This window comes from Prevotella pectinovora (assembly GCF_041323955.1).
In the GTDB taxonomy this organism is placed as follows: domain Bacteria; phylum Bacteroidota; class Bacteroidia; order Bacteroidales; family Bacteroidaceae; genus Prevotella; species Prevotella pectinovora.
Window position 1 is genome coordinate 91,547 of record NZ_JBGLIV010000001.1, and the last position, 23,354, is coordinate 114,900.

Genomic DNA, 23,354 nt, shown 5'->3' on the forward strand with positions numbered 1-23,354 from the left:
TATACATCAATGCTTATGGAGTATCTGTATTGGATTTTTATAAGTGTCTACGTCATTGTCGTCGTTGCGACAATCATCAATGTGCTCATGGACAACAGACTGCCCGTGAAGACCATGGCATGGGTAATGGTGCTTGCCTTCATGCCAGTGGTGGGCATTGTGCTCTATTTCTTCTTCGGGCAGGACACGAGAAAGGAGAAACTCATAAGCCAACACAGTCTCGACCTGCTCACCAAACGATCGATGCTGGAATTTGCCGTGCAGACTGACCTCAAGGTGCCGGATGGTAGCGAGACGCTGGTGAAACTCTTCGCCTCGCAGAACTGGGCGATGCCTTTCAAAGACAATGCCGTGGACATCTACACCACGGGATACGACTTCTTCAGCTCCTTGTTCCGTGAGATAGGAGCGGCAAAGAGCAGCATACACCTCGACACATATATCTTCGACCATGACTCGCTCGGACAACTACTCGCCGACATGCTCATAGACAAGGCGCGGGAAGGAGTGGAAGTGAGAGTAATCTACGACGATGTGGGATGCTGGAACGTTCACGACTCCTTCTTCAAGCGTATGCGTGATGCCGGTATCAAGGTGATGCCATTCATGCCTGTGCGCTTCCCTGCCTTCACAAGCAAGGTGAACTACCGCAACCACCGCAAGCTCTGCGTCATCGACGGCAGAGTGGGATTCATCGGCGGCATGAACGTAGCCAAACGTTATGTAACGGGCATTGATGGCCATAGCTGGCGTGATACCCATCTCAAGATTGTAGGAGGAGCGGTGTATGCCATACAGAGGGCCTTTCTCATCGACTGGTATTTCGTTTCTGGCACTCTCATCACCGACCGCCGCTATTATCCCGAACTGTTGGGAAACGTGAAGAACGACATTGTGATACAGATAGTGACGAGCAGTCCGGTGGAGAAGTGGCCAGACATAATGCAGGGCTATGTGCGCATACTGCTTGAGGCGCGCCGCTATGTGTATATAGAGACTCCATATTTCCTCCCCACCGAGACGGTGATGTCGGCAATGCGTATCGCCGCTCTGGCTGGAGTAGACGTGAGGATAATGATTCCCCGCCATGGCGACGCAAAGTTCGTGGAGTGGGCGAGCCGGTCGTATGTCTTCGAGACCATTCAGGCTGGCGTAAAGGTATACCTCTACCGTCCGGGATTTCTTCATTCCAAGCTTCTCGTTTGCGATGATATAGTGTGTACCTGCGGTTCTACCAACGTGGACTTCCGCAGTTTTGAGAACAATTTCGAGGCGAACGCCTTCATCTACGACCGTGAAACCACTTTGCGTTTCAAACAGATTTTCATGGACGACATCAAGGAGTGCAACTTCGTCACCGAGCGTATGATAAGCAGGAAGCGTCCGTTCGCCCAGCGCCTGTGGGAATCTGTAGTGCGTCTTCTCTCGCCATTGTTGTAAGCGGGAGCTGTCAGCCTCTATGGACTGTAATTGTTTTGCCAAGGGTGAAACCACAAAAAAACGGAAAAGGATAGTTATGGATGGAAAATCGGGTACTGGTGCTGCCCCATTTGGGTGCTGGCGTTGCCCATTTTGCCTTTTATCCCAAATCGCTTTCTATGTTAATATCCAAATGTTTTGACCATTATTTTCAATTTATGCTGAGATTTTATATTCAGGGGTGAATGTTTGGCGATTTCTGACCATGGCTGTGACCAAATGTACAAGTTTGTTCTTGACATTGTTCAGTGCAACCTGCTTCTTCTTTCCTCGTTCTACGAGGCGCATGTAGTACCTCGCCATAATGGGATTGAAGTTGACGGCAGCTAGTGCCGCTTGCGTCAGCATGGCCTTTATCTGGCGGTTAGCCATATAATGTACATGCGGATCGGAATGCACACTGGTTCCCGAATCTTTGCCAAATGGAGCTAGGCCGTAATAGCAGGCAATCTTGCGTGAGTCGTAGTTGAAACGCCGGAAGTTGTCGGTGTACACCATCAGGCACACAGCGTTCTGCGTTCCTATGCCAGGCACCGAGGTCACGATGGTGAACACCTCGGTGAGTTCCTCGTCCGACTTGATGAGATCGGCAATGCGCTTATCTATCTTCTCTATCTCCTTATTGAGTTCAGAGACGATGTGCCGTCCGCTCTGCGAAATCATTGTCTTGACTGGCGACTTCTCCATAGTGAGTCGCTTTTCGCCTCTACGCACCTGGAAACTGCATCTGTGTCTTACGATCATCTGACGGTATAGGAACAGCTCACGCAGTTGTGTAAGCGACTCGCTAAGAGGCTCGTACATAACGGCTTTATCGTAATTCCTCATGGCGTATTCTGCAATCATCGAGGCGTCAGCACGGTCAGACTTCAATCGTCTAAGACCAGATGCGTCTTTGATGCTCTTTGCGTTCTCAAGCCACATGTCGTAGCCTTTACCGTAGAGGAAGTTGCACAGTCCCTTGCTGTAGTCGCCCGTGTTCTCGCCACAGAAGAGCCACAAGGACGAGTCGATACCGCAGGAATTCTGCTCAACCCACTTGACCAACTGCCTATAGCCAGACACGGTTGTCTTGAACTCGTTGAACACTCTAGCAGCGGTTTCTGCCAGTCCGTCTGCAAAAAGGATAGCCACATCAACTTTTTCTTTCGAAAAATCAACTCCGATAAATAAATTCTTCATAACTTTGTACGAGTTATATTGTGTAGAATTGGTCAATAGTTGTATGGACTAACACTCTAACAAGGCTCAGAGCCGATAACTTTCTATCTGGTCTTTGCAACTATGTCGATGAGGACCTAAACGATTTATAGCTTTACGGCTGGGTCATTAGCTGGTTTACCTCTTCGACAGACCGATTCTACCTTTTTACAACAAAGGTACGAAACTGTCTTTAGCAATCATAGTTTTACCTTGATTATTTTGGAGTTTATGCGACTTCGTCGCAATCTTCTGCAAACTTAGAGGTCATTAGGGCTTGCCTGGATTTTGTTCTTTTAGAAGAGTGGATTTTGTTTGGCTTTTAATGAGTAATAGCGAGCTATTACGAATTAAAAACAAGCAAAAGACGCCTTATAAAAAACAAAAGACTGCAAGCAGTAAATATAAAATACAATAAACGGCCTAATGACCGTTTTGGGTTTATGTATATAAGTTTGCAGCTTGCTGAAACCCTTGGTGGAAAACATGGAAAAGGGCTGACACTTCATTCAAGAGAGGTGTCAGCCCTTTGTTGGTAATCCTAATCGTTCATTAGAACTTTATCTCCGATCGCCCATTATGGCTTGCTTGGGTTTTGAACTTTTAGAAGAAACGGTTTACAGACCGATAATGCTTTTCTCCACCCAGTATTCTATCATACCGGCGAGATAGCCTACGAAGGCAATCCATGACACCTTCTTCATATACCAGCCGAATGTTATCTTCTCGAGGCCCATTACAACCACACCGGCAGCAGAACCGATGATGAGCATAGAACCGCCAACGCCGGCACAGTAGGCAAGCAGCTGCCAGAAGATACCGTCTACAGACATGTCGCCACCGATGCTTGGGTCTACAGGATACATACCCATGCAGCCAGCCACGAGAGGCACGTTGTCTACGATGCTCGAGAGCACTCCGATGATACCGGTCACGAGATAGTGGTTGCCTTCGAACACCACGTTGAGGCCGTTGCCGAGCTGTGTCAGCACACCGATTGTTTCAAGACATGCCACAGCCATCAGAATTCCGAGGAAGAAGAGAATCGTTGACATGTCGATGCGTGAGAGCATATTGCTTACGCGCTTCTGCATGGTGCTCTTCTTGGCGCTCTTGGGCAGATGGCTATAGAATAGCTCTGTGACGGTCCAGAGCAGTCCGAGAACGAGCAGTATGCCTACGAACGGAGGCAGATGGGTGATAGACTTGAAGATAGGCACGAAGATGAGTCCGCCCACACCGAGGAAAAACACAGTCTTGCGCTGAACGGCGGTAAATTCGCTTGATGTCAGTTCGCCGCCCTGCTCTTGAGGCAATGCCAGTTCGCCTTTCAGTGAGAAACTCAGTATGTAAGCCGGTATCACCATTGATACAATAGATGGCACAATGATTTCCTTTATCACTCCGAGGGCTGTTATCACTCCCTTGTTCCAGAGCATGATGGTGGTCACGTCGCCGATAGGAGAGAAGGCGCCGCCGGAGTTGGCTGCGATTACCACGAGGGCTGCATATATGATGCGGTCTTTATGTTCGCTGACGAGTTTTCTGAGTATCATGATCATCACGATGGACGTGGTGAGGTTGTCGAGTATTGCCGAGAGGATAAAGGTCATGAAGGCGATACGCCACAGCAGGGCTTTCTTGCTTTTGGTCTTCAGTGTGTCTCTGACGAAATTGAAACCGCCGTTCTGGTCTACAAGTTCCACGATTGTCATTGCTCCCATGAGGAAGAACAGTGTAGTGGCAGTGCTGCCAAGGTGGTGTTCAATGGCTTCGTTGACTACAGACGGGATTTTGTCGCCAATGGCGGCAGAGAGATACTGCGATGGATCACACATGAAGATTGTCCAGCAACCCACGAACATGAGCAATGCGATTGCTGCCTTGTTTACCTTCGTCACGCTCTCGATGGCTATGAAGAAATAGCCGATCACGAATACCGCAACGATTAGCATTGATAAGCTTGTCATTTTTTTGGTTATTAATTTTGATTGGTTTGATTTGTTCGTTTGTAATATCGACTTTGCAAAGTTAAGCATTAAATTGGTATGCGCAACATTTTTTTAATTAAAAAAAACATAACGGTGATATATGCGTAGTGTTGTTGGGTGGGGTAGTAATGATTTGCAGCGGTGTCGGTTTTGTTGTGTGTAATGCAAAAAAAACTCGGACATGCCCCTGTGTTGCAGGGCATGTCCGAGATAAGTTGTAGACTCAGGGCTACTTGTTTTCCAAAGATAGCCTTTCGTATTGTTTCTTTTCTGGATATTATCCGCAGTGGAAGTATCCCTCAACGAGCTTCAGGATTTCAGCCTCGTTGTTCTGGATGTCCTCACGCAGAGTCTTGTCGCCGAAAGCTCTCAGCTGCTTCTGGATACCGTCAATCATCATTGCAGAGAATACTCCGTGCTCCTCGAATACCTTGCGGAACTTCTCGAGGCAGTCAGCAGAAGCCTCGCAGCTGTCTGGCAACTGTGCGAGAGCAGCAACGCGCTCAGCGTTCTCAGCATCGTGGATGTTGTAGTTAACGTATGTCTTCTCAGCGATTTCGAGAGCGTCCTTCATCTCGAATCCGTGACGGCAAGCCACGCAGAGACCAGCGATGAGCTGATAGATGTCAGCAGAACCGTCTGGTGAGCGCATCTCTACAGTCTGCTTCAGTGATGTGTCGTAGCCAGCTGCTGTGTCGAGCGGGTTAGCACCGTGGCACATGTCGCATTTTGAAGTCCATCCCAGTGGTACACGTACGAGCACTGATCTGTTGCAGTCGCCCCAGCATACGTTTGTAGGAGCCTCCTGATGAGGAACGAGACGGAAGTAAGAAGTAGGGTTCTTGTTTCCGAATGCGGTGATGGCAGGAGCGAGGTCCATCATACCGGCGATCATTGTGCGAGCCTCGTTGCTGAGCTTGCCGTCGTGGATCATCATGTTCTTGCCGTCCTTCATGATTCTCATGTGGATATGGAGACCAGAACCAGCCTTTCCTGTTGTGATCTTAGGAGCGAATGTCACGTTGAGACCCATACGGTCTGCTACGTTTCTGATCACCCACTTTGCGATCATGAGCTGGTCAGCGCTCTCCTGACAGTCGATAGGCAGGAACTCGATTTCGCCCTGCTCATAAACGTTGCCGTCCATTCTGAAGTTACCTACCTCAGAGTGACCATATTTGATCTGTCCGCCGGTTCTTGAAATGTAGTACATACATTTTGTGCGGAAATCTGTTGTCTTAGCGTATGGAGCAGACTCGTGGTAGCCCTTCTGGTCAACAGCAGGGAATGTGCCGTCGTCTGGAGTGATAACGTAGTATTCCAACTCGCCCATAGACTGGAACTCCATGCCTGTAACCTCGCGGAAAGCCTTTGCAGCCTTTGCCAGAGTGTGCTCAGGTGCGCTCTCGAGTGGCTGTCCGTCCTTGTCGAAGAAGGAAGCGAGCATGCAGAGAGTAGGAACTTCTGCGAATGGGTCAACGAAAGCTGTGCGGTAGCGAGGCACTACATAGAGGTCGCTGCTGCTTGCGCTGATGAATGGGAACAAGCTTGAGCCGTCAACGCGCTCACCACAAGTGAGGATAGTGTCGAGGTAGCTCAGACTGTTGATTACGAAATTCAGAGTCTTAAGCTTGCCGTCGCCTCCTGGATACATGAAGTTGACCATCCGGATTTCGTTGTTGCGGATGAAGCTGATGATGTCTGCTTTTGTGAATTCACTTGCCGGTTTCTGTAGAAATTCCACTACTTCGTTGGCATTGAGTATTAGTTCTTCGCTGTTCATAGTAAAAGTATTAAAATGATATTAGAAATAGCCTTTTCGGGCGGCAAATATACGCATTTACTTTGTTCGTACAAAATAAAAAACCTAAATATTTGACAAAATGACAAATCTTTAGGCTTTTTATCCATTTATACCCTCTTTGTGGCTCCGGCTTTGGCTTTTTTTATCTAAAATAGGATATTAGGGCTTGTTCGTTTTTTTATTGACGGAGCCTTTATTTCTTGCCCTTAGGGGAGTGTGTGGCTAATGCTTTTTCCCGATTGCGGTCAATGCTTTTTCCCGACATTCCCGATCATTTCCAGATCCTTCTCGCTCAGTCCTGTCTTGTCGAGCGGCATTGCCTTGTTGTGGTCGTTGAGATAGCGGCGGGGGGCCGAATGCAGTTTGCCGGAACTGATATTCAGGGAGTCGGCACGGTATGGTGTGCTGATTCCTGCCAGTCCGAGCATGGAGTGGAAGAACGATGCACTGCTTGCCACCGGCTTGTGGCGGTTGGCGACGAGTGTGGCGTGAATGCCCGGGTATAACCTGTCGTAGCTCTCCGACACCCATGCTATGAGAGGCACGTGCAGCTCGTAGTATGATGGAGTGGGTGAGGCGTGAAGAAACAGTTTGCGGTCGTCGTCGAAGATGTTCTCGCCGTGGTCGGAGGTGTATAGCATGGCAGCTACAGCCCCTGTCTTGCGCAGTGCCGCAATAATGTCGTGTAGCAGTCTGTCGGTCTGACGGATGCTGTTGTCGTATGCGTTTACGAGTTGCTGCCTGTTCGACGCCTTGGCTTCAGAAGCGTCGTCGGGACGGAAGAAGGCTTCGCTCCGAGGATAGCGTTCGCGGTAGTTAAAGTGCGAACCGTAGCAGTGCAGCACTATCAGTTCCCGTTTCCTGTTCTTTGCCAATACCTTATTTAATATAGTCAGCATCTCCTCGTCGGGAGTGTTGGCTCCTTCCTTGCTGTGTTCCTTTATGAAAGTCCAGTCGTCGGCCTCCTCTCCGAAGAAGTCGATGAACGAGTGGTTCGGGAGTTGGTTTGAGATGAAGGTGGTGTGGAAGCCGGCCTCTTTGAATGCCTCTATTATTCCCTTCTCTCTGTATATGCGGTCGTAGTCGGTGGCAGAAGCCGCCGAGAGGAGCATAGGCACGCTTTTGTGGGTGGTGTTCGACTGCGACATCACGTTGCTGAATGCCACCAGCCCCCTTTCCCGCTGCATCAGCGGAGTGGTAGGCCTGTTGTATCCGTAGATGGAGAATTCGCAGGCACGTGCCGTTTCGCCAACCACCATCACGTATATCTCCCTGCCGTCGTATGCCGTTTCCTTTTTTGCCTTGAAGGAGAATCCCTTTGATGTTTCGGCATAGTGGTTGGTCTGGTATGTGCGTTCGCCGGCGAGATAGATATTGTATATGACGTTGGCAGGGTAGAGGTCCAGTTCCGCCCTGTAGTCATTGTCGGTGATATATGCGGCAGAGAGCGACAGCAGTCCGGCGGCAGTCAGTGTGCCGCCGATTATCCTCTGGTTGTGGATGAATGTCTTCGTGGTAGTCTTCTTTCCTCTTATCGACACCACGCCAAGGATGAGGATTGGCAGATATACTATGAATACGAAAGCCACTCCAGGCACGAGGTTGTCGAGCAGTTCCATCGCTTCGCCCGGATTGGTGGTCACGAGATTCAGAAACATGTCCACGGCGATTATCCCCTTGCCGAAGAGGTATAGCAATACTATCTGGAATGCCGCGAAGAATATGAACAGGAACAGGCCCCAGATGGGTTTCCCCGGTTTGCGGCTGAGCGTCATCGCCATCCAGTATATGCCGGCAGGCAGCAATACGTTGGCGAGAGAAGCCGCCACACCGAGCTGCTCCGTCACGCAGAGGGCGATGTTTGGCAGCAGGAGAGCTGCTATGGTGATAAAAAACAAGTGGTGCGGATGTGCACACCACTTGTATATGTTTGTTATTGTCTTCATTCTGTAGTTGTTGATAGTGCGTATGGTTTAGTATACCAGTCCCACATTGTCCACCCAGAAGGTGTTGCCCGGTGTTCCGATGTATGCACCGCCGTGGCTTGACGAGAACTGCAGCACGAGGTGTGTCGGTGTCTCGTCGGCGTCGGCCCATCCCGTTTCTCTCACTATCACGCTCTTTCCCTTGCTGTTGCGAGCGTAGTCGCAGGAGCGCAGTCCCATGGTGGCTGCGTTGTAGTGAGGGTTGTGTCTGATATCTCCATACATGATATTGTATGTCGCTCCGTTCACCCATCCCGTAGACTTGCCGTATTTCACCACCAGCGTGCCCACGCGCTTTGCCGTGATGTTGCCTTTCTTGTCTTCGTATCTCTTCTGCAGATAAAGCACCGTGATGCAGTAGTCCTGTCCGGGCACTGTGGATGGGCTGCTGAATCCGGTTTCCTTTATTCTGTTTCTCGTTCCCGGCACAGAAACTTTGTAGTCGTATCTAAGAGCCTTGGGGCGTTTGTTGAAGCGGATACCCCAGTTCATGTTCTTCGGACCGTCTTTTGTTCCGGTGATAGGTTCCTTCATGTCGCCGAGATATATCGAACCGGCAGCCAGCACCTTTATGTTTATCATTCCGAGAGCCTTGCAGGTCTCTATGTGAGTCATCATCTTGGCGCAGTAGCCGTGGCCGGGATGCACATCGCGGTATACCGAGTTGTTTGTCTTCGTGATGCCCATCACCTTTGCCATCACGTTGGATGTTCCCCAAGGCGAACCGCCGAGGTTCTTGTATGGGTTATTGTTGTTGATGGTCATGTTTGGGCCGATGGCATATATCGTCTTTTTCTTTCCGCCGATGACGGCAGACTCCTTGATGTTTCTCACCACCCAGTTGTCCATCTTTCCATATTCCAGCAGTTCAAACTTTTGTGCTAGGACCTCAGACGATGTGGCGGCCAGAAGCAGTCCGCACAATGCTATTCTAATACCTTTTATCATGTCGTTGATTTATTATATGATACAAATATGTTGCAAAGTTACTCCATTCTTTCTTATGATGGTCTTTTTGTATGGTGTAAAAATGTTCAAAATGTCTTATTTGCTCGGTTTATCCTCTTTCCCGGTGGCAATTCTGTGTTTTGGGGAATAAAATACTTGTGGCATTCAGAGTCGACGCTATGACTGCTTGAGATCTAAATCTGGAACTTGGGTTATTATTTTCTGAAAAGATTTTGCTGTTTGAATCTATTGTTGTAGATTTGCGGTGAGAAACTTATTTGGATAATAACTAAAACGTTTGAAAGTTATGGATTTGACACACAATATGATAGAATATGTGAACTGCTGTGTCGGTGCTTTTGCCAAATCGTTTTAGTTTGACATTGGCACAGTCGTACGCTTACCTGCGTAGGTTTAGAGGTATAGATTTTCTTATTGGTTGTTATGCCGCAGAGCATACACTTTCTATAGAGGATGCTGTGGAGGATATTATGTTGTTATGCCAAAAGAATGGAGGACGGTAGGGATGTTGAAACCTGCAATTCAATATTTCTTTGGTACAGAAAAAGCAATAAGTTACTTAAAGAAAATTTAATTATGAGTGAAGATATTCAATTTCAGATAGAATGTCTCTCTGCCGAATTGGTTGAGATGCTTATGTGCAGGTATGGATGGGATATGAAGAAGGCACTTGACGAACTGTATTCTTCAGAAACCTATAAACGATTGTGTAATCCTGCTTGTGGCTTGTTTTATGGAGGGGCTGTATATGTATTCTCGTATTAGGAAAACGAGATAGAAACAGGTGTGGTAAATTAAAATTGTCTGTCATTTTTTTATCCTGTAACGAATATTGAGACACCATATGTGTACCTTTGCACTTGAATCAATGATAATACTATTATGGAAGAAACAAAGAAATTTTATTATGGATTTGTGCCGAGAGTGCTTAACGAGGATATTTTGTCTTTTCTCTGTATCAAGCATAAGGATGAAATAGGTTTAGGAAGTTACAAGGATTTTCCTTGTCCACGCATTCGCTATGTAATAGACAAGAACAGATTCGGGTACGCATACTTTGGTGAATTCTTCTTTTGGGAAGATGGCGGTCTGTATGTTTGGCAACAGAGTGAAGAATTTGAAGAAGACCATAATCCTGACATTGTAGAAGACTACTTCGGGCATCCTTGTGAAGGACGTGGATACACATTACGCTCAATCTTTGCAGGAGTAGACACTGGTTATGATGACAGCAATGGCAGTAGGATGTTTACTGGCGATATTGTGTTGGTAAAAGAACGGGATGGATACGAAATGGGAGCTTTATGTCTTGCTTCACTATGCGGTCGGATTGGCGATGGCTTCTATGGCTTTCCTTTGGACAATCACTCTTTGACGCTGGATATGTGTAAAGAAGGGGGTTATCATTTAGAGCGTATCGGGACTGTGTTCTACCAACTCGACCCATGCGAAGAACCGATTTCTATATGGGATAAAGCTTTGACCTACAACAATACTTACCGCGATAAAGAGGATGAATCCGTCTTGCGTACTATGGCAAGATACACACCCAACTTTGATAAGGAAGTATGGAAATACTTGGGACTGGAGATACTTGGGGTTGAAGAATACGATTGGAAATAGAAACTATATAATATAATCAAAATGAGTACGAATAATATACAAAGTAAAAAATCGACACAACCAGAAAAAGCACGTCTTGGAGCAGTGGGAGAAAATATGGTTGTGTCAATGCTTATGCAACATGGATGGGATGCCTTCAATGCAAATTGTACAATAAAAAATTACAAATCGATTGACATTGTCTGTCTTAATAGCGAAATTAAAGAAACGACTAACTATCCATGGAAACCTGCGTCTGCTCTTATTCAAGTAAAGACAAGTGTTCAAAAAAATATTCCAACAGGTTTTACAATAGAAGATAGTCTTAAGCGCAATTTGCTTGAGGAAAAAGTAATGGGACCATACGTATTTGTCTATGTTGATATGATAGATAAAAAATGGAAGTTTAGGTACTTTATCCTTTCACGTAGCCAGTTTATTGAGCTACTTCATTCTGCACATGTTTGGTACAAGTATGATTGGTATAGAGAAAAAGAAATATCTGAAAAAAGTCCTGCAGGAATAGATGTCAAATGGCTTATGGGAGAAGATGAACATGAAACTAATAGACATAAAGCTTTTGCGAATCCGTTGAAAGGCGTTTCATGCGAGGACTGTTGGGAGAATATTTGGGAGGATTAAGCCTATGTCACTCATTCAAAAGTATATTTGGGTAATCAAGACCATTCATCGTTCAGGACGTATCACATTGAAGGAACTCAATGAAAAGTGGCGTGAGAATATTGACCTTAGCCGTGGCGAGAACTTGCCACGGCAGACCTTTGATCGTTGGAAAGGTGGCATTCTTGATATGTTCGGCATTGTGATTGATTGTGAACAGCATGGCAAATACCATTATTATATAGCCAATCCGGAAGTGTTAAGCGAAGGAGAGTTGCGCACATGGCTTCTTGATACCTACGGCACGGCTGAAACATTATCGAGCAGTATATCTATCCATGATAGAATACTGACAGAAGAGATTCCTTCAAGCCAAGACTTTCTTGCAACAATACTTGAAGCGATGAAGTCAAATACTGTTCTACAGATGACATTTCAATCTTTTACTATGAAAGAGGCGAAGACATTTCTTGTTGAACCATACTGTGTGAAAATGTCCGCACAGCGTTGGTATATGTTAGCAAGAAACGTAGACTATAACTACTTGCGGTTGTATTCTCTTGACAGAATGGAAAATGTCAGGTTAACAGACGCTCATTTTGTATTGCCAAAAGACTTCTGTGCAAAAGATTATTTTGCAGAATACTTTGGTGTTGTATTAGATGAATCTGCTCCGCTTCAAAGAATTGTTTTAAGAGCGGACAAATACCATCAGCACTATATGCGCACATTGCCGTTGCATCTTTCGCAAAAGGAAATCTATGCATGTGATGATTATGCCGATTTTGAATTAACCCTACGTCCAACCTACGACTTCTATATGAAGTTGATGAGTTTCGGCAATATGATAAAAGTGTTAGAACCCGAAAGTCTTCAGGAGAAGATATATAAATGGTTGGAGAAAACAATAGAAGTTTACAAATAAAAATAATTAAATAAGTATGGAATCAAGATTATTTCAAGCCTTGAAGGCATTCAAAGGCGCTGATGGTTGCGAAGCAAACCTGTTTGAAGAGTTTAAGAAAATTGCTGAAGCAGCATTCTTCTCTGGCTATTTCCTTATTAACGGAGGCTCGAAGGATGCATATAAATTAAAGTTGACATGCATCGAATTCTATTACCATGAGGATGATGGCAATATTAAAGATGAAAAAAAATATCTGAAAGGGAAAGATGAATTTGGCTACGCCTTAGGTGCTGTATGTCCGAATCCGTCTGGCGTGGATGTTTTGTTTGATGATCCACAAAAGAAATATCATGCGTCTTTCTTGATTAGAGGCTATAAAGCTATTGAGCCTGGTAAAAAGGAATGGGAGAATAATGAAAAAAGAAAGGACTGGGCTCCTCATGACTTTTGGTATGATCTCTTTGGTGGAGCAAATATGCTAAGCAATGGAAAGTTTAGTATAGAGTGGATAGATGAGTCTGATGAAACGCTGGGCTATGCAGAACCTATGCAGCGAATCAAAATAAACGACAACAGATTATGGGGATTTAAACGAGTTGAAAAGCTATGATAACAGAACAATATAAAGACAAAGTGTTTTTTTCACAGTTGCTACGTACTGATTATCCCAATATCTATAAGGATGTTTGTGAAATTCTGGATGCTAATAACGTAGCGCATGAAACGCTTCCTTTAACTAAGGATTATTGGTGTCGAGATTATATGCCGATACAATTTGCATGTAATTATTTTTCTCAATTTGTCTACAATCCCGACTATCTAAAAGGTAAGGAAAAATACATTACTGATGTAGATAAAGTGATGAATAAGATTGAAGATAAGAATTTTACCATCAATCATTCTTCTTTGGTTATTGATGGTGGAAATATTGTTGTTGGCGAAATAGACCAACCAAATACTTACACCACTAAAGCCTTTATTGTAATGACAGACAAGGTGATGATAGAAAACAAAGGATTATCTAAAAAGGAGATAGAATCTAAAATTCTGGATTCTTTCAAACTTAAAGAATATAATTCAACTATTGGTGAAATAACTATAGTATGGTTACCATGGGATAAAAAGGATGTTTGTGGGCATACGGATGGTATCTTAAGATTTGTCGGCGCACAAAAAGATGGGAAACCTGTAGTGTTAACTAATCTTTCTGTATATGATGATGGTATTGCTGCTCAAATGCGTAATATCTTGATGGAACATTTTTATGTTATAGAGTTGAATCTTTCTGAATATAACGAATTAAGTTGGGCATATATCAACGCTCTTCAGACACGTGATGTTATTATTGTTCCAGGAATTGGCAATACAAAACTTGATAATGAAGCAATGGGTCAGTTTATTGCTTTATATCCTGATTATAGAGGAAGGATTTTTCAAGTTCAGATGAAAGAATTCATCGAGAAATGGGGTGGAGCTTTGAATTGTTGTTCATGGACAATTAGTGAAGATATGTCCCAATTGCATCACGATATAGAGAATGATAAAAGATTCATTTCTATCATAGAGAAGTATCAGAAAGACTCTAATAGTGTATGCTTTGATGAAATCCGATTCCTTGGTGACTATTATCCTAGAAAACTAGAGAATTATAGTAGGGAATTGGATCGTTTGTATTTTGGGTTTTAGAACATAAGTGAGCCGTGAAATATCATCCTCTAAGATTGTAAAAGAAGTACTGCTTACACCCTCTATAGTAAGCAGAACTTCTTCTACGGCACTTATTGACTTATTTTTTTAATTCTAGATTTAATGGAGCCTTCATTTCGTTCAAATATTTTGCACAATTCTTCTATTGTTTTTCCCATAGCATGAAGTTCTATTAACTTTTTATCTTCATCTTCTGTCCATTGAACATAAGCCTTTGAATGCTTCAACCTTTGTTGCTCTATATACGACATATTTTCTTGTTCTTTCTTCTTTTCCCATAACACACGCGTCTTTGACAGATTGGCATATGATGACATTAGTTCTTCATATGCTTTATATTGAGTATGGGTCAAAGGTCTTATATCAAGATTTATTTCTTGTTGCCATCTACGAAGAGAACATTCATATTCACCGGAAGATGCAAATGGGAGATGACCATTCTGTTCAACAAACTGTCTAAATTTGTCAAGAGCCTCTTCGAAAGATACACCATCTAAAGAATGTACAGGTTTCCCGTTCTCGTCATATTCCGTTCTAACTGGAATGATTACGGTTTGATAATCCGGAGAAACCTCTACGTTATATACTGCCGATATTATTTCAGCAAAACGCTTTACAACCATATCACGACATTGTACACCTTCACTTATATATCGAGTCATCGGGTAACGGTTTTCCTGCCAAAGAGTATAATATACATCCTTGCCTACATTTTCTATAGTTGTTCGCCATTTGATGCACCCCATTAATTCACTTCCTATATGATATTCTGTTCCATTGAATGTAACAAAGTCTCTTACTGACCTTTTTGCTTTAGGAGTAGTGACAGGCTCTTTAATTTCAATGTCTTTTTCTATATTTGTATCATTCCATTCTTCAGATTCATTCGTTGAGAGTTCTTTATATTCTCTAATGGCCTTAACAAATATAGTTCCAAGACTTTCGAGCTTATGAGTACCTACACCAGATATAGAACCAAATGCAATATATGTTATTGGTTGTACGATAGCAAGCTGGTGCAAAGTTTTATCGCTAAAGATAACATAAGGAGGAACACCTCTTTCGGTTGCAATTTTCAAGCGTAACTGACGTAGATTCTCAAAAAGGTTTTTATCTTCTGTCATTCCTGTTTGCTGTTCTTCAAAATGTAATTGTTGACGTTCTTTTTTTTGTTTCCTACCTTTGACTGTAAAATCTTCACGATTAATAATTGCCAACTGCGCCTGTTTGCGTTTATACAAAACATCCTCACCTTGGGATGTAATTTTGATATGAGAATTATCTTTGTAATCTATTTCTATATAACCCAAGTGAAGCATTTGTAGGAGATAATCTTGCCAATCTTTAAATATAACGTCGCGACCACATCCGTAAGTCTTAATCAAGTGGTAACCTTTCTGATAAACCTCTTGATTAGATGCACCACGGAGAATGTCTATTAGTAGTTTAAATCCTACTTGTTGTTTGGTACGCATGATTGCAGAAAGAGCCTTTTGTACAAGTATTGTTCCGTCAAATCTACGAGGAGGATTTTTGCAAACATCACAGTTGTCGCAATCATGATCCATTGTTTCGCCGAAATAATTGAGCAGAATTCTGCGACGGCACACTTGACTCTCCGCATACTCCTGCATACGATCCAACTTTTCATTATTGATATTCTGTTGACCACTATCTTCAGCAAACTTTCTAAGCGTTATAAGGTCACCTACTTGATAAAACAGAATAGTCTCGCAAGGAAGTCCATCACGTCCTCCACGTCCTATTTCTTGATAATAGCTCTCTATACTTTTCGGCAGATTGTAATGAACAACAAAGCGCACATTACTCTTATCAATACCCATACCAAAAGCAACTGTTGCGCACACCACATGTATTTCGTCGTTAATAAATGCTTCTTGCACATCGTCTCGCTCATTAGCAGAAAGTCCTGCATGATACGCCTTGGCACGAATACCTTTTTCTTGAAGTTTCTCAGCCACCATTTCTGTAGTTTTCCTACTCATGCAATATATTATACCACTCTCGTTATGATGACGAGCTATCAACGAAAGCAGAAAGCGCAACTTATCTTTTGCAGAATATCCACGACGAACATCTAACGACAAGTTTGGACGATCGAAAGATGATATAAAGATTTTCACTTCTCCTGTTTCATCTTTATCTAAACGGAGTTGCTGTATTATATCCTCTTTAGTTATTTTATCAGCAGTTGCAGTAAATGCAGCTACAGGGACATTAGGAAACAAATCCTTTAACCTGCCAAGCTGAGTATATTCTGGTCTAAAGTCATGCCCCCATTGAGAAATACAATGAGCCTCATCTATGGCAAACATACTGACTTTGAGAGAACTACCTGGTTCTGTTCCACATGAATTACTGAAGATACCATATTGAATCTCTGATAATAATTTTTCAGGCGACACATATAATAATTTATATTCACCTCTGTATGCACGTTCTGCTATATTATGATTCTCTGCTTCTGAGGCATTACTATTTAGAGCTGCTGCAGCAATGCCGTTAGCACGCAGACTCTCAACCTGATCTTTCATCAAAGAAATAAGAGGTGAAATAACTATAGCCGTGCCAGGCATCATCAATGCTGGTATCTGATAGCAGATACTCTTTCCTCCGCCTGTAGGCATCAATACCAGACAGTCTTTGTTGCTAAGTATATGGTGTATAATGTTCTCTTGTAGAGGGCGAAAGGAATTATATCCAAAATATCTTTTGAGTATAGATAGCATAGGTTATTATTTTAAGATGGACTATGAATATATCTATTATTGTGACAAATGTACAAAGAATTATTGAGAAATCAGGTGACTGATACTCAATTTCAGATAGAATGTCTCTCTGCCGAATTGGTTGAGATGCTTATGCGCAGGTATGGATGGGATATGAAGAATGCACTTGACGAACTGGGGTTCTGTTTTTTTCCATATACAGCATCAGGAAAAGAGCATCTTTAAAAGAATCTCTTGGGAGAATGGATATGGTCAACAAAATCAATGCGACCCTGAAAAAACAATTGGAAACAGCTGAGAACAACCGCCAACAGGCCATAGAAACATTACAGCAAAAACTAGAATCCTTAATTCCGCAACACTATAATTTAACTTTATTTATAAGTTCCTGAGCAACAAAAAGTTGCCCAGGATTTTGCCATGTCAGAATTTTCACTTATCTTAGTGTTGCAAAAAGAAAACAAGCAAAACTCTAATATGACATGGCAAAAATACAAATTAAATCTGAGAAACTCACACCTTTTGGAGGAATTTTTTCAATCATGGAGAAATTTGACTCCATGCTTTCACCCGTTATCGACTCAACACTGGGTCAGAGATGCAGCAGTATCTTCGGATATCAGTTCAGCGAGATAGTCCGTTCGCTGATGAGCGTTTATTTCTGTGGCGGCTCATGCGTGGAAGATGTAACGTCACAACTGATGCGCCATCTCTCGTATCATCCTACCCTTCGTACATGCAGCTCTGATACCATCCTCAGAGCCATCAAGGAACTGACACAGGAAAACATCTCCTATACTTCCGACCAAGGCAAGACCTATGATTTCAATACTGCAGACAAACTCAACACATTGCTTATAAACGCTTTGGTTTCTACAGGCGAGTTGAAGGAAATTGAGGAATACGATGTTGACTTTGACCATCAGTTCCTTGAAACGGAGAAGTATGATGCAAAACCGACCTACAAAAAGTTCCTCGGCTACAGGCCTGGCGTATATGTTATCGGTGACAAGATAGTCTATATCGAGAACAGCGATGGTAACACGAATGTGCGTTTTCATCAGGCAGACACCCATAAGAGATTCTTCGCTCTTCTGGAATCCCAGAACATCCGTGTAAATCGCTTCAGGGCAGACTGCGGTTCCTGCTCGAAGGAAATCGTCAGTGAGATAGAGAAGCATTGCAAACATTTCTACATCCGTGCCAACCGATGCAGTTCGCTCTACAATGACATCTTTGCTCTGAGAGGATGGAAGACGGAGGAGATTAACGGCATCCAGTTCGAACTCAATTCCATTCTCGTTGAGAAATGGGAAGGCAAGTGCTATCGTCTTGTCATCCAGAGACAAAGACGCAACAGTGGCGACCTTGACCTGTGGGAAGGCGAATACACTTACCGTTGTATTCTGACCAACGATTACAAGTCATCGACAAGGGACATTGTTGAATTCTACAATCTGCGTGGCGGCAAGGAACGTATCTTTGACGACATGAACAACGGATTCGGTTGGAGCAGGCTCCCCAAGTCATTCATGGCGGAGAATACTGTCTTTCTTCTGCTTACTGCATTGATACACAATTTCTACAAGACCATCATGAGCAGGCTTGACACCAAGGCTTTTGGGCTCAAGAAAACGAGTCGCATAAAGGCTTTTGTCTTCAGATTCATCTCCGTACCTGCCAAGTGGATCATGACTGCAAGGCAATACGTGCTGAATATCTACACAGAGAACCGAGCTTATGCAAAACCCTTCAAAACAGAATTCGGATAAGAATCCTTTCTTTCCGGTTTGAATCTGCGTATTACCTCAAGTCGCATCGTGGGGTAAGGGGATGGTGGCTACATATTGATGTTGTGCTGTTGCTTTTTACTGAAAGCTGCTACTAACGACTCATAAATCTACCCTTAATCGTGTATTGGATGATAGTTGCGGATTTTAGGAGAATCAGAAAACGAGAAGAAAATATCAGATTTAATATATGGCAGACAATGTCTGGATAAGTTGCGGCAAGGTGGAACAATGGCCAAATGGAATACGAAAGAACAAAAGGCCGTGATAGAATATTACAGCGTTCTCAATCCAAAGGTAATGGAGGAAATAAGAATGGGGTACAAAAAGTTGACCAACTATAACATGATGTTTCTCATCACCGAATCTTGGGATTTGAGCGATGAAGACAAGGCCTTTTTGCTGAACACCACCCCAGGAGCAGTGCGCACCATGCGCAGCCGATTGGCTAAGAAGAAAGTATGATTTATTGGATTTGAACATGACGCTGAAGGGTTCTTTGAATAAAGGGCTGTGCCGCTGAATTTTGACGGCACAGCCCTTATTGGATGTTTGGCGTTGGTTTTATTTCACTGTTTTCTTGACGGTGTGGCCGTTTTGACGGAAGATGTACACTCCTGCTGGCAATGCAGGGGTTGCGCCGTTGGTTTCGGCTACCTTCACACCCTGTGTGGTATAGACGGTGAGCGGCTGGTGGTCAGTGGTGGCTTGGCTGATGCCGGTGGTGCCGGTAGCTTCGAGCCGCACGTTGTCGATGGCTATGTGGCCGTCCATATTGCCGCTGTAATACCAGCGGAACATGATTTCGCCCGTGTCGGAGAGGTTGGTCACATCGTGTGTGATGTGCACGGGGCTGCAGGTTGCGCCTTCTTCCAGGTCGGTGTCATGGTAGGGGGTGAGCATCTCCACGTCTTGCCACGATGCACCGCGGTCGGTGGAATATTCGATGAAGGCCTCGCAGTCGTCCCACATCGACAGATAGTCGAGGTCGTAGCTCAGGGTGAGCGTCTGGCCGGCTTCGTGGGCTGTGCTCAGCGGCGGTGTGACAAGGTGGGCCATGATGCCTGCCCAGCCGGCGCTGATGCCGTCGATGGAGGCGTAATAGCCGTCGAATCCATTGCCGTTGATGTTCATCTCAAACCAATCGTCAAATCTCCATACATAAAAGTCTTCGGTGTATTGATACAGGTTTTCTACTGTCCAGTCGGCTGGCTTGAACGGGGTGTCGAATGTCTCGCTGAAGGGCAGCGGATGGACGGGCATGGTGCCATTGCTGATGCTCACTGCCGATGGCATCGACTCTACATCATCGTCATAAACAGCGGTGACGGTGTAGTCGAACTGGCCCTGAGGAACAGCCGTGTCGGTGTAGGTGCAGGTGGTGATGCCTGTGGCTATGGCGGTGGTGCTGCGGTAAACGTTGTAGCCCTTGACGCTGTGGTCGCGGTCGGCGGGGGCTTGCCATGACAGCTCGACCTGGCCGTTGTCGCCAAGCTCGGCCGAAAGCTGGGTGACGGGCATGCGCGTGCCGATGGCTATCACATCGCCCACGGCTTCTGATTCGCCCGAGGGATTGTCGTACATGGCCGACACCTTGTATTCGTAAACTCCCTTGGTGAGCCCGGTGTTCTCAAAACTGGTTTCCGTGATGCCATAGCCTGCCCACATGCCGTTGCAATAGACAATGTAGCCTTCAGGTTTTTGGTTGCCCTGGGGTTCGTCCCATGTAATCACAGCTGTGTAGCCCTGCTCGCTGTCGTAGCGTGAACTGACCTGCACGTTGAGTGGTGCATCGAAGGTGGGGGCAAGGATGTTGACCGTGGTCTCCACCCCTTCGCTCTCCTCATCGGTGAGGGCATCGTAGAAGGCCACACGGTAGGTGTGCTCGCCCTCTGCTTTCTCGCTGACATCGGTGTATTGGCGTGCGTTGATGCTGCCGGCTATGAGTTGGCCGTCGAGATAGATGTTGTAGCCGCCGAATGAGGTGGTGGATGCTGCCTTGCTGATGGGGGCAGCGGGTGCTGGGCCGCTGATGCGCACATCGTCGATGGCCCACAGGAAATAGAGATGGTCGGTGGCTGATGCCTTGCCGCTCACGGCGTGGAAGGCGATGCGGGTGTCGGGGGTGGCAGCTCCCAAGGGCAGTGAAACCAACTGCCAGCCGCCGTCGGGTGAGCACTGGGTGCGGGCATCCCATATCACTTGCCAAGTGTTGCCGCCATCGTGGCTCACCTTGACATAATAGTGGTCGTCGTAGCCCTCGTAGGTGTCGTATTCGAGCACCATGGGGTCGATGTAGCTGTAGAACTCGAGGTTGGTGGCGTTGTCGTATGGCGGTGATATGAGCCACTCGTCTTGGTTGGCCGACGAACCGTCGGGGTGAGTGCCAAGGTCCATGAATACCATGGCGCTGTGGCTGCCCGTGTGGATGTAGTCGGTGTAGTTGTCGAACTGTGAGAAATCATCGGTGGGGTAGTGGAACCATGTGCAGCGGTAGTCGCTGCCGTTGGCGGTCTGCACCGTCCACCCCTCACCAGGGAAGGTGTCGTCTTCAAAACCGTTGTTCTCTACATCGTTCATGCCTGTTGGCAATTCCCATGACAGGTCAACCTTGCTTCCGTTGACTTCTGCCTGGAGGTTGGTCTGTGCCTGTGCGCCCATGGGCAGCAGACAGAGGGCAAACAGTGTGGATGCCCACGACCGGTGATGGTGTAATGTTGGTTTCATAAGCTATGAGATTTAAAAAATAATAAGATGCTGCAAAGATAATGAATGATGGGCATCAATGGAACATTTTGCATGTGTTTGCGGTTACTATTTCACGAAACAGTAACCAAAAGAGCGTTATGCGTTGATTTTTTTCTCTTTTTCCTCTCTCGACAGCTTCTGGTACATGCTGGGCTTGATGCCCGTGATGCGGGTGAAGACGGTGATGAAATTGGCCTGCGACTTGTAGCCCACGCTCTCTGAGATGGCCTTGATGGTGAGTTTGCCGTAGGTGTCGTCGTCCATCAGGCGGCGCATGGCTTCTTTGATGCGGTATTCGTTGAGCAGGGTGCGGAAGTTCTTGCCAAACACTTGGTTGATGACTTGTGAGGCGTAGCGGGTGTTGGTGCCTGCCTTCTCGGCAAGACGCTCGATGGTGAAGTTGCTGTCGCAGAAATCTTCTGTTTGCTCCATGGTGTGCATGATGCAGGCAAGAATGGCCTTGCGCTGCTCTTCGGGCACGGTGGTGGAGGTGGGGCGCGGCGACTGCTCTTCGAGGTCGTGTATGCGCTGCCGATAGGCATTCTCTTCGGTGAGCATGGCCTTGCTGCGCTCATAGAGGCTGTTGTAGGATGCCTTGAGGCGGCGTTTCTGCACAATGACCACGGCAAGCAGCACCATGAACAGCAGCGAACAGGCGATGAGGGTGACAAGCCAGCGGCGCTGCATGGTGAGCTGCATCTCCTTGCGCTCTTTCTCCAACGTGAGGTTGTTGATGGTGTCGGTGCTGCGGTTGGTTTCGTAGAGAAACTGGGCGTTCTTGAGGTGGTTGAACGCTGTGATGTTATAGATGGAGTCGTTGAGGTCGAGGTATTCTGACTTGTATTGAAGGGCTCTTTCTAAATTGCGCTTCTCATAGAGCATATAGAGCTTCTTCAGTGTTTCGGCCAGCAGGTTGGCTTGGTTGTTTTCGCGTGCCAGACGTTCGTTGGTGTGCAGATAGCACAGGGCTGAATCTACTTGGTTGAGGCGGAGAAACGATTCGGCCATGCTTGTGTATGAAGAGCCTTCGCACTCAACGCCCAACTGATGTTCTTGGGCATAGTGGGCCGACTGGCGGAACCAGCGGATGGCCTCGCGGTGGCGGTTCTCGTAGGAGAGTATCATGCCCTTGTCCATGAGCAGGTTGTAGTGGTAGCGTGGACGCTGCTCGCGGTTGGCGGCCATCTCTCGGTAGTAGGCCTTGATGCGGCTGAGGGGCTCTTTGGTGGGGTAGGCGCATATCAGATTGTTGAGCAGACGGTTGACGAAGCTCTTGTCGCCGCTGTGGCGTGCCACGGCGAGTGCCTTGCGATAGAACATGGAGCTGCGCTCAAAGTCGTTGAACATGCTATAGACATTGCCTATCATGTTGTAGATGCGGGGAATCATGTCGCTGAAGCCGTTGTCTTCGCACAGTTTGAGACTGGTGAGGAAATATTCCATGGCCTTGGAATAGGAGCAGCGCATGTAGTAGATGTTGCCGATGTGGCAGGCGGCCTTGGCACAGGCGTATTTGTCTTGCCGCTCCATCTGTGCAGAGTAGCGGCTCATCAGGATGTTGAAGGCCACGAGAGCACGGTCGTCGGCCTGGATGCCTGTCTGGGTTTCGCCGTAGCGCAACAGGGACTGGGCATTGAGGGTTGACAGCTGGCGGTATTGTGCCTCGATGGGATGCTGGCGGTTGTCGTGGGCATACATGCCGATGCAGGCCGAGCTGAGGAGCATGGCCAGCAGAAGTGAGGCGAATGGGCGCCAGGGGCTTTTATCGGCGGTATGCGGCATAGGGTGGGGGATTGGTGGC

Annotated in this window: 16 protein-coding genes and 1 pseudogene; 9 read left to right on the top strand and 8 right to left on the bottom strand. The window is 45.9% G+C overall.

All coding sequences use genetic code 11. The annotated features are described in order from the left end of the window. The first annotated feature begins 15 nt into the window (after positions 1–15). Positions 16–1,440 carry a cardiolipin synthase gene (gene cls, locus ACDC99_RS00370; RefSeq protein WP_288966023.1) on the top strand — a complete coding sequence of 475 codons (1,425 nt, stop codon included), beginning with the start codon at positions 16–18 and terminating at the stop codon, positions 1,438–1,440. 195 nt (positions 1,441–1,635) lie between these two features. On the opposite strand, the gene ACDC99_RS00375 is transcribed toward cls, so the two are convergent. From ACDC99_RS00375 to ACDC99_RS00395, 5 genes are all read right to left on the bottom strand, one after another. Continuing rightward, on the bottom strand, positions 1,636–2,661 hold the full coding sequence (locus tag ACDC99_RS00375; RefSeq protein ID WP_042517114.1) for an IS110 family RNA-guided transposase: 1,026 nt from the start codon (positions 2,659–2,661) through the stop codon (positions 1,636–1,638). A 635-nt stretch (positions 2,662–3,296) separates the two neighbouring features. Continuing rightward, positions 3,297–4,649: a sodium:proton antiporter NhaD gene (gene nhaD / locus ACDC99_RS00380; RefSeq protein ID WP_288772556.1), complete on the bottom strand. Its 1,353-nt coding sequence runs from the start codon at positions 4,647–4,649 to the stop codon at positions 3,297–3,299. Between the two features lie 298 nt (positions 4,650–4,947). Then, entirely contained in the window at positions 4,948–6,453 is a 1,506-nt protein-coding gene (locus tag ACDC99_RS00385) for a glutamine synthetase family protein (RefSeq protein ID WP_288768809.1), read from the bottom strand. Positions 6,454–6,719: 266 nt separating this feature from the next. Beyond that, positions 6,720–8,420 (bottom strand): phosphoethanolamine transferase, encoded by a 1,701-nt coding sequence (locus ACDC99_RS00390; RefSeq protein ID WP_370755306.1) that lies wholly within the window; start codon positions 8,418–8,420, stop codon positions 6,720–6,722. Between the two features lie 27 nt (positions 8,421–8,447). After that, complete coding sequence (locus ACDC99_RS00395) at positions 8,448–9,407, bottom strand: PCMD domain-containing protein (protein WP_044066122.1); 960 nt, start codon at positions 9,405–9,407, stop codon at positions 8,448–8,450. A gap of 353 nt (positions 9,408–9,760) precedes the next feature. On the opposite strand from ACDC99_RS00395, the gene ACDC99_RS00400 reads away from it, so the two are divergent. The 6 genes from ACDC99_RS00400 to ACDC99_RS00425 all read left to right on the top strand — a co-directional run bounded on the left by ACDC99_RS00400 (position 9,761) and on the right by ACDC99_RS00425 (position 14,244). Continuing rightward, a complete protein-coding gene (locus ACDC99_RS00400) occupies positions 9,761–9,931 on the top strand; it encodes a DUF3791 domain-containing protein (protein ID WP_370756888.1) in 171 nt (56 codons plus the stop codon). 379 nt (positions 9,932–10,310) lie between these two features. Next, positions 10,311–11,051, top strand: coding sequence for a hypothetical protein (locus ACDC99_RS00405; protein ID WP_370755308.1), 741 nt, complete (start codon positions 10,311–10,313; stop codon positions 11,049–11,051). 21 nt (positions 11,052–11,072) lie between these two features. Continuing rightward, positions 11,073–11,672 carry a hypothetical protein gene (locus tag ACDC99_RS00410; protein WP_288309875.1) on the top strand — a complete coding sequence of 200 codons (600 nt, stop codon included), beginning with the start codon at positions 11,073–11,075 and terminating at the stop codon, positions 11,670–11,672. 4 nt (positions 11,673–11,676) lie between these two features. Next, a complete protein-coding gene (locus ACDC99_RS00415; protein ID WP_370755310.1) occupies positions 11,677–12,576 on the top strand; it encodes a helix-turn-helix transcriptional regulator in 900 nt (299 codons plus the stop codon). Positions 12,577–12,592: 16 nt separating this feature from the next. Beyond that, the gene (locus ACDC99_RS00420) at positions 12,593–13,168 is read left to right on the top strand and encodes a hypothetical protein (protein WP_370755312.1); all 576 of its coding nucleotides are present in this window, start codon (positions 12,593–12,595) and stop codon (positions 13,166–13,168) included. Beyond that, positions 13,165–14,244, top strand: a complete 1,080-nt coding sequence (locus ACDC99_RS00425; protein WP_370755314.1) for an agmatine deiminase family protein — start codon at positions 13,165–13,167, stop codon at positions 14,242–14,244. Before ACDC99_RS00420 ends, ACDC99_RS00425 begins: the two co-directional genes overlap by 4 nt. Before the next feature lie 926 nt (positions 14,245–15,170). Here the strand turns inward: ACDC99_RS00425 and recQ are convergent. Next, a pseudogene (recQ, locus tag ACDC99_RS00430) lies at positions 15,171–17,015 on the bottom strand (DNA helicase RecQ); the annotation flags it as partial. A 482-nt stretch (positions 17,016–17,497) separates the two neighbouring features. Between recQ and ACDC99_RS00435 the strand changes: the two are divergent. Beyond that, entirely contained in the window at positions 17,498–18,787 is a 1,290-nt protein-coding gene (locus ACDC99_RS00435) for an IS1380-like element IS612 family transposase (RefSeq protein WP_005814044.1), read from the top strand. Positions 18,788–19,036: 249 nt separating this feature from the next. After that, on the top strand, positions 19,037–19,270 hold the full coding sequence (locus ACDC99_RS00440) for a hypothetical protein (protein ID WP_370755317.1): 234 nt from the start codon (positions 19,037–19,039) through the stop codon (positions 19,268–19,270). 99 nt (positions 19,271–19,369) lie between these two features. Here the strand turns inward: ACDC99_RS00440 and ACDC99_RS00445 are convergent, their stop codons facing one another. Next, entirely contained in the window at positions 19,370–21,532 is a 2,163-nt protein-coding gene (locus ACDC99_RS00445; RefSeq protein ID WP_370755319.1) for a choice-of-anchor J domain-containing protein, read from the bottom strand. A 117-nt stretch (positions 21,533–21,649) separates the two neighbouring features. Beyond that, entirely contained in the window at positions 21,650–23,335 is a 1,686-nt protein-coding gene (locus tag ACDC99_RS00450) for a helix-turn-helix domain-containing protein (protein ID WP_370755321.1), read from the bottom strand. Positions 23,336–23,354 lie beyond the last annotated feature (19 nt).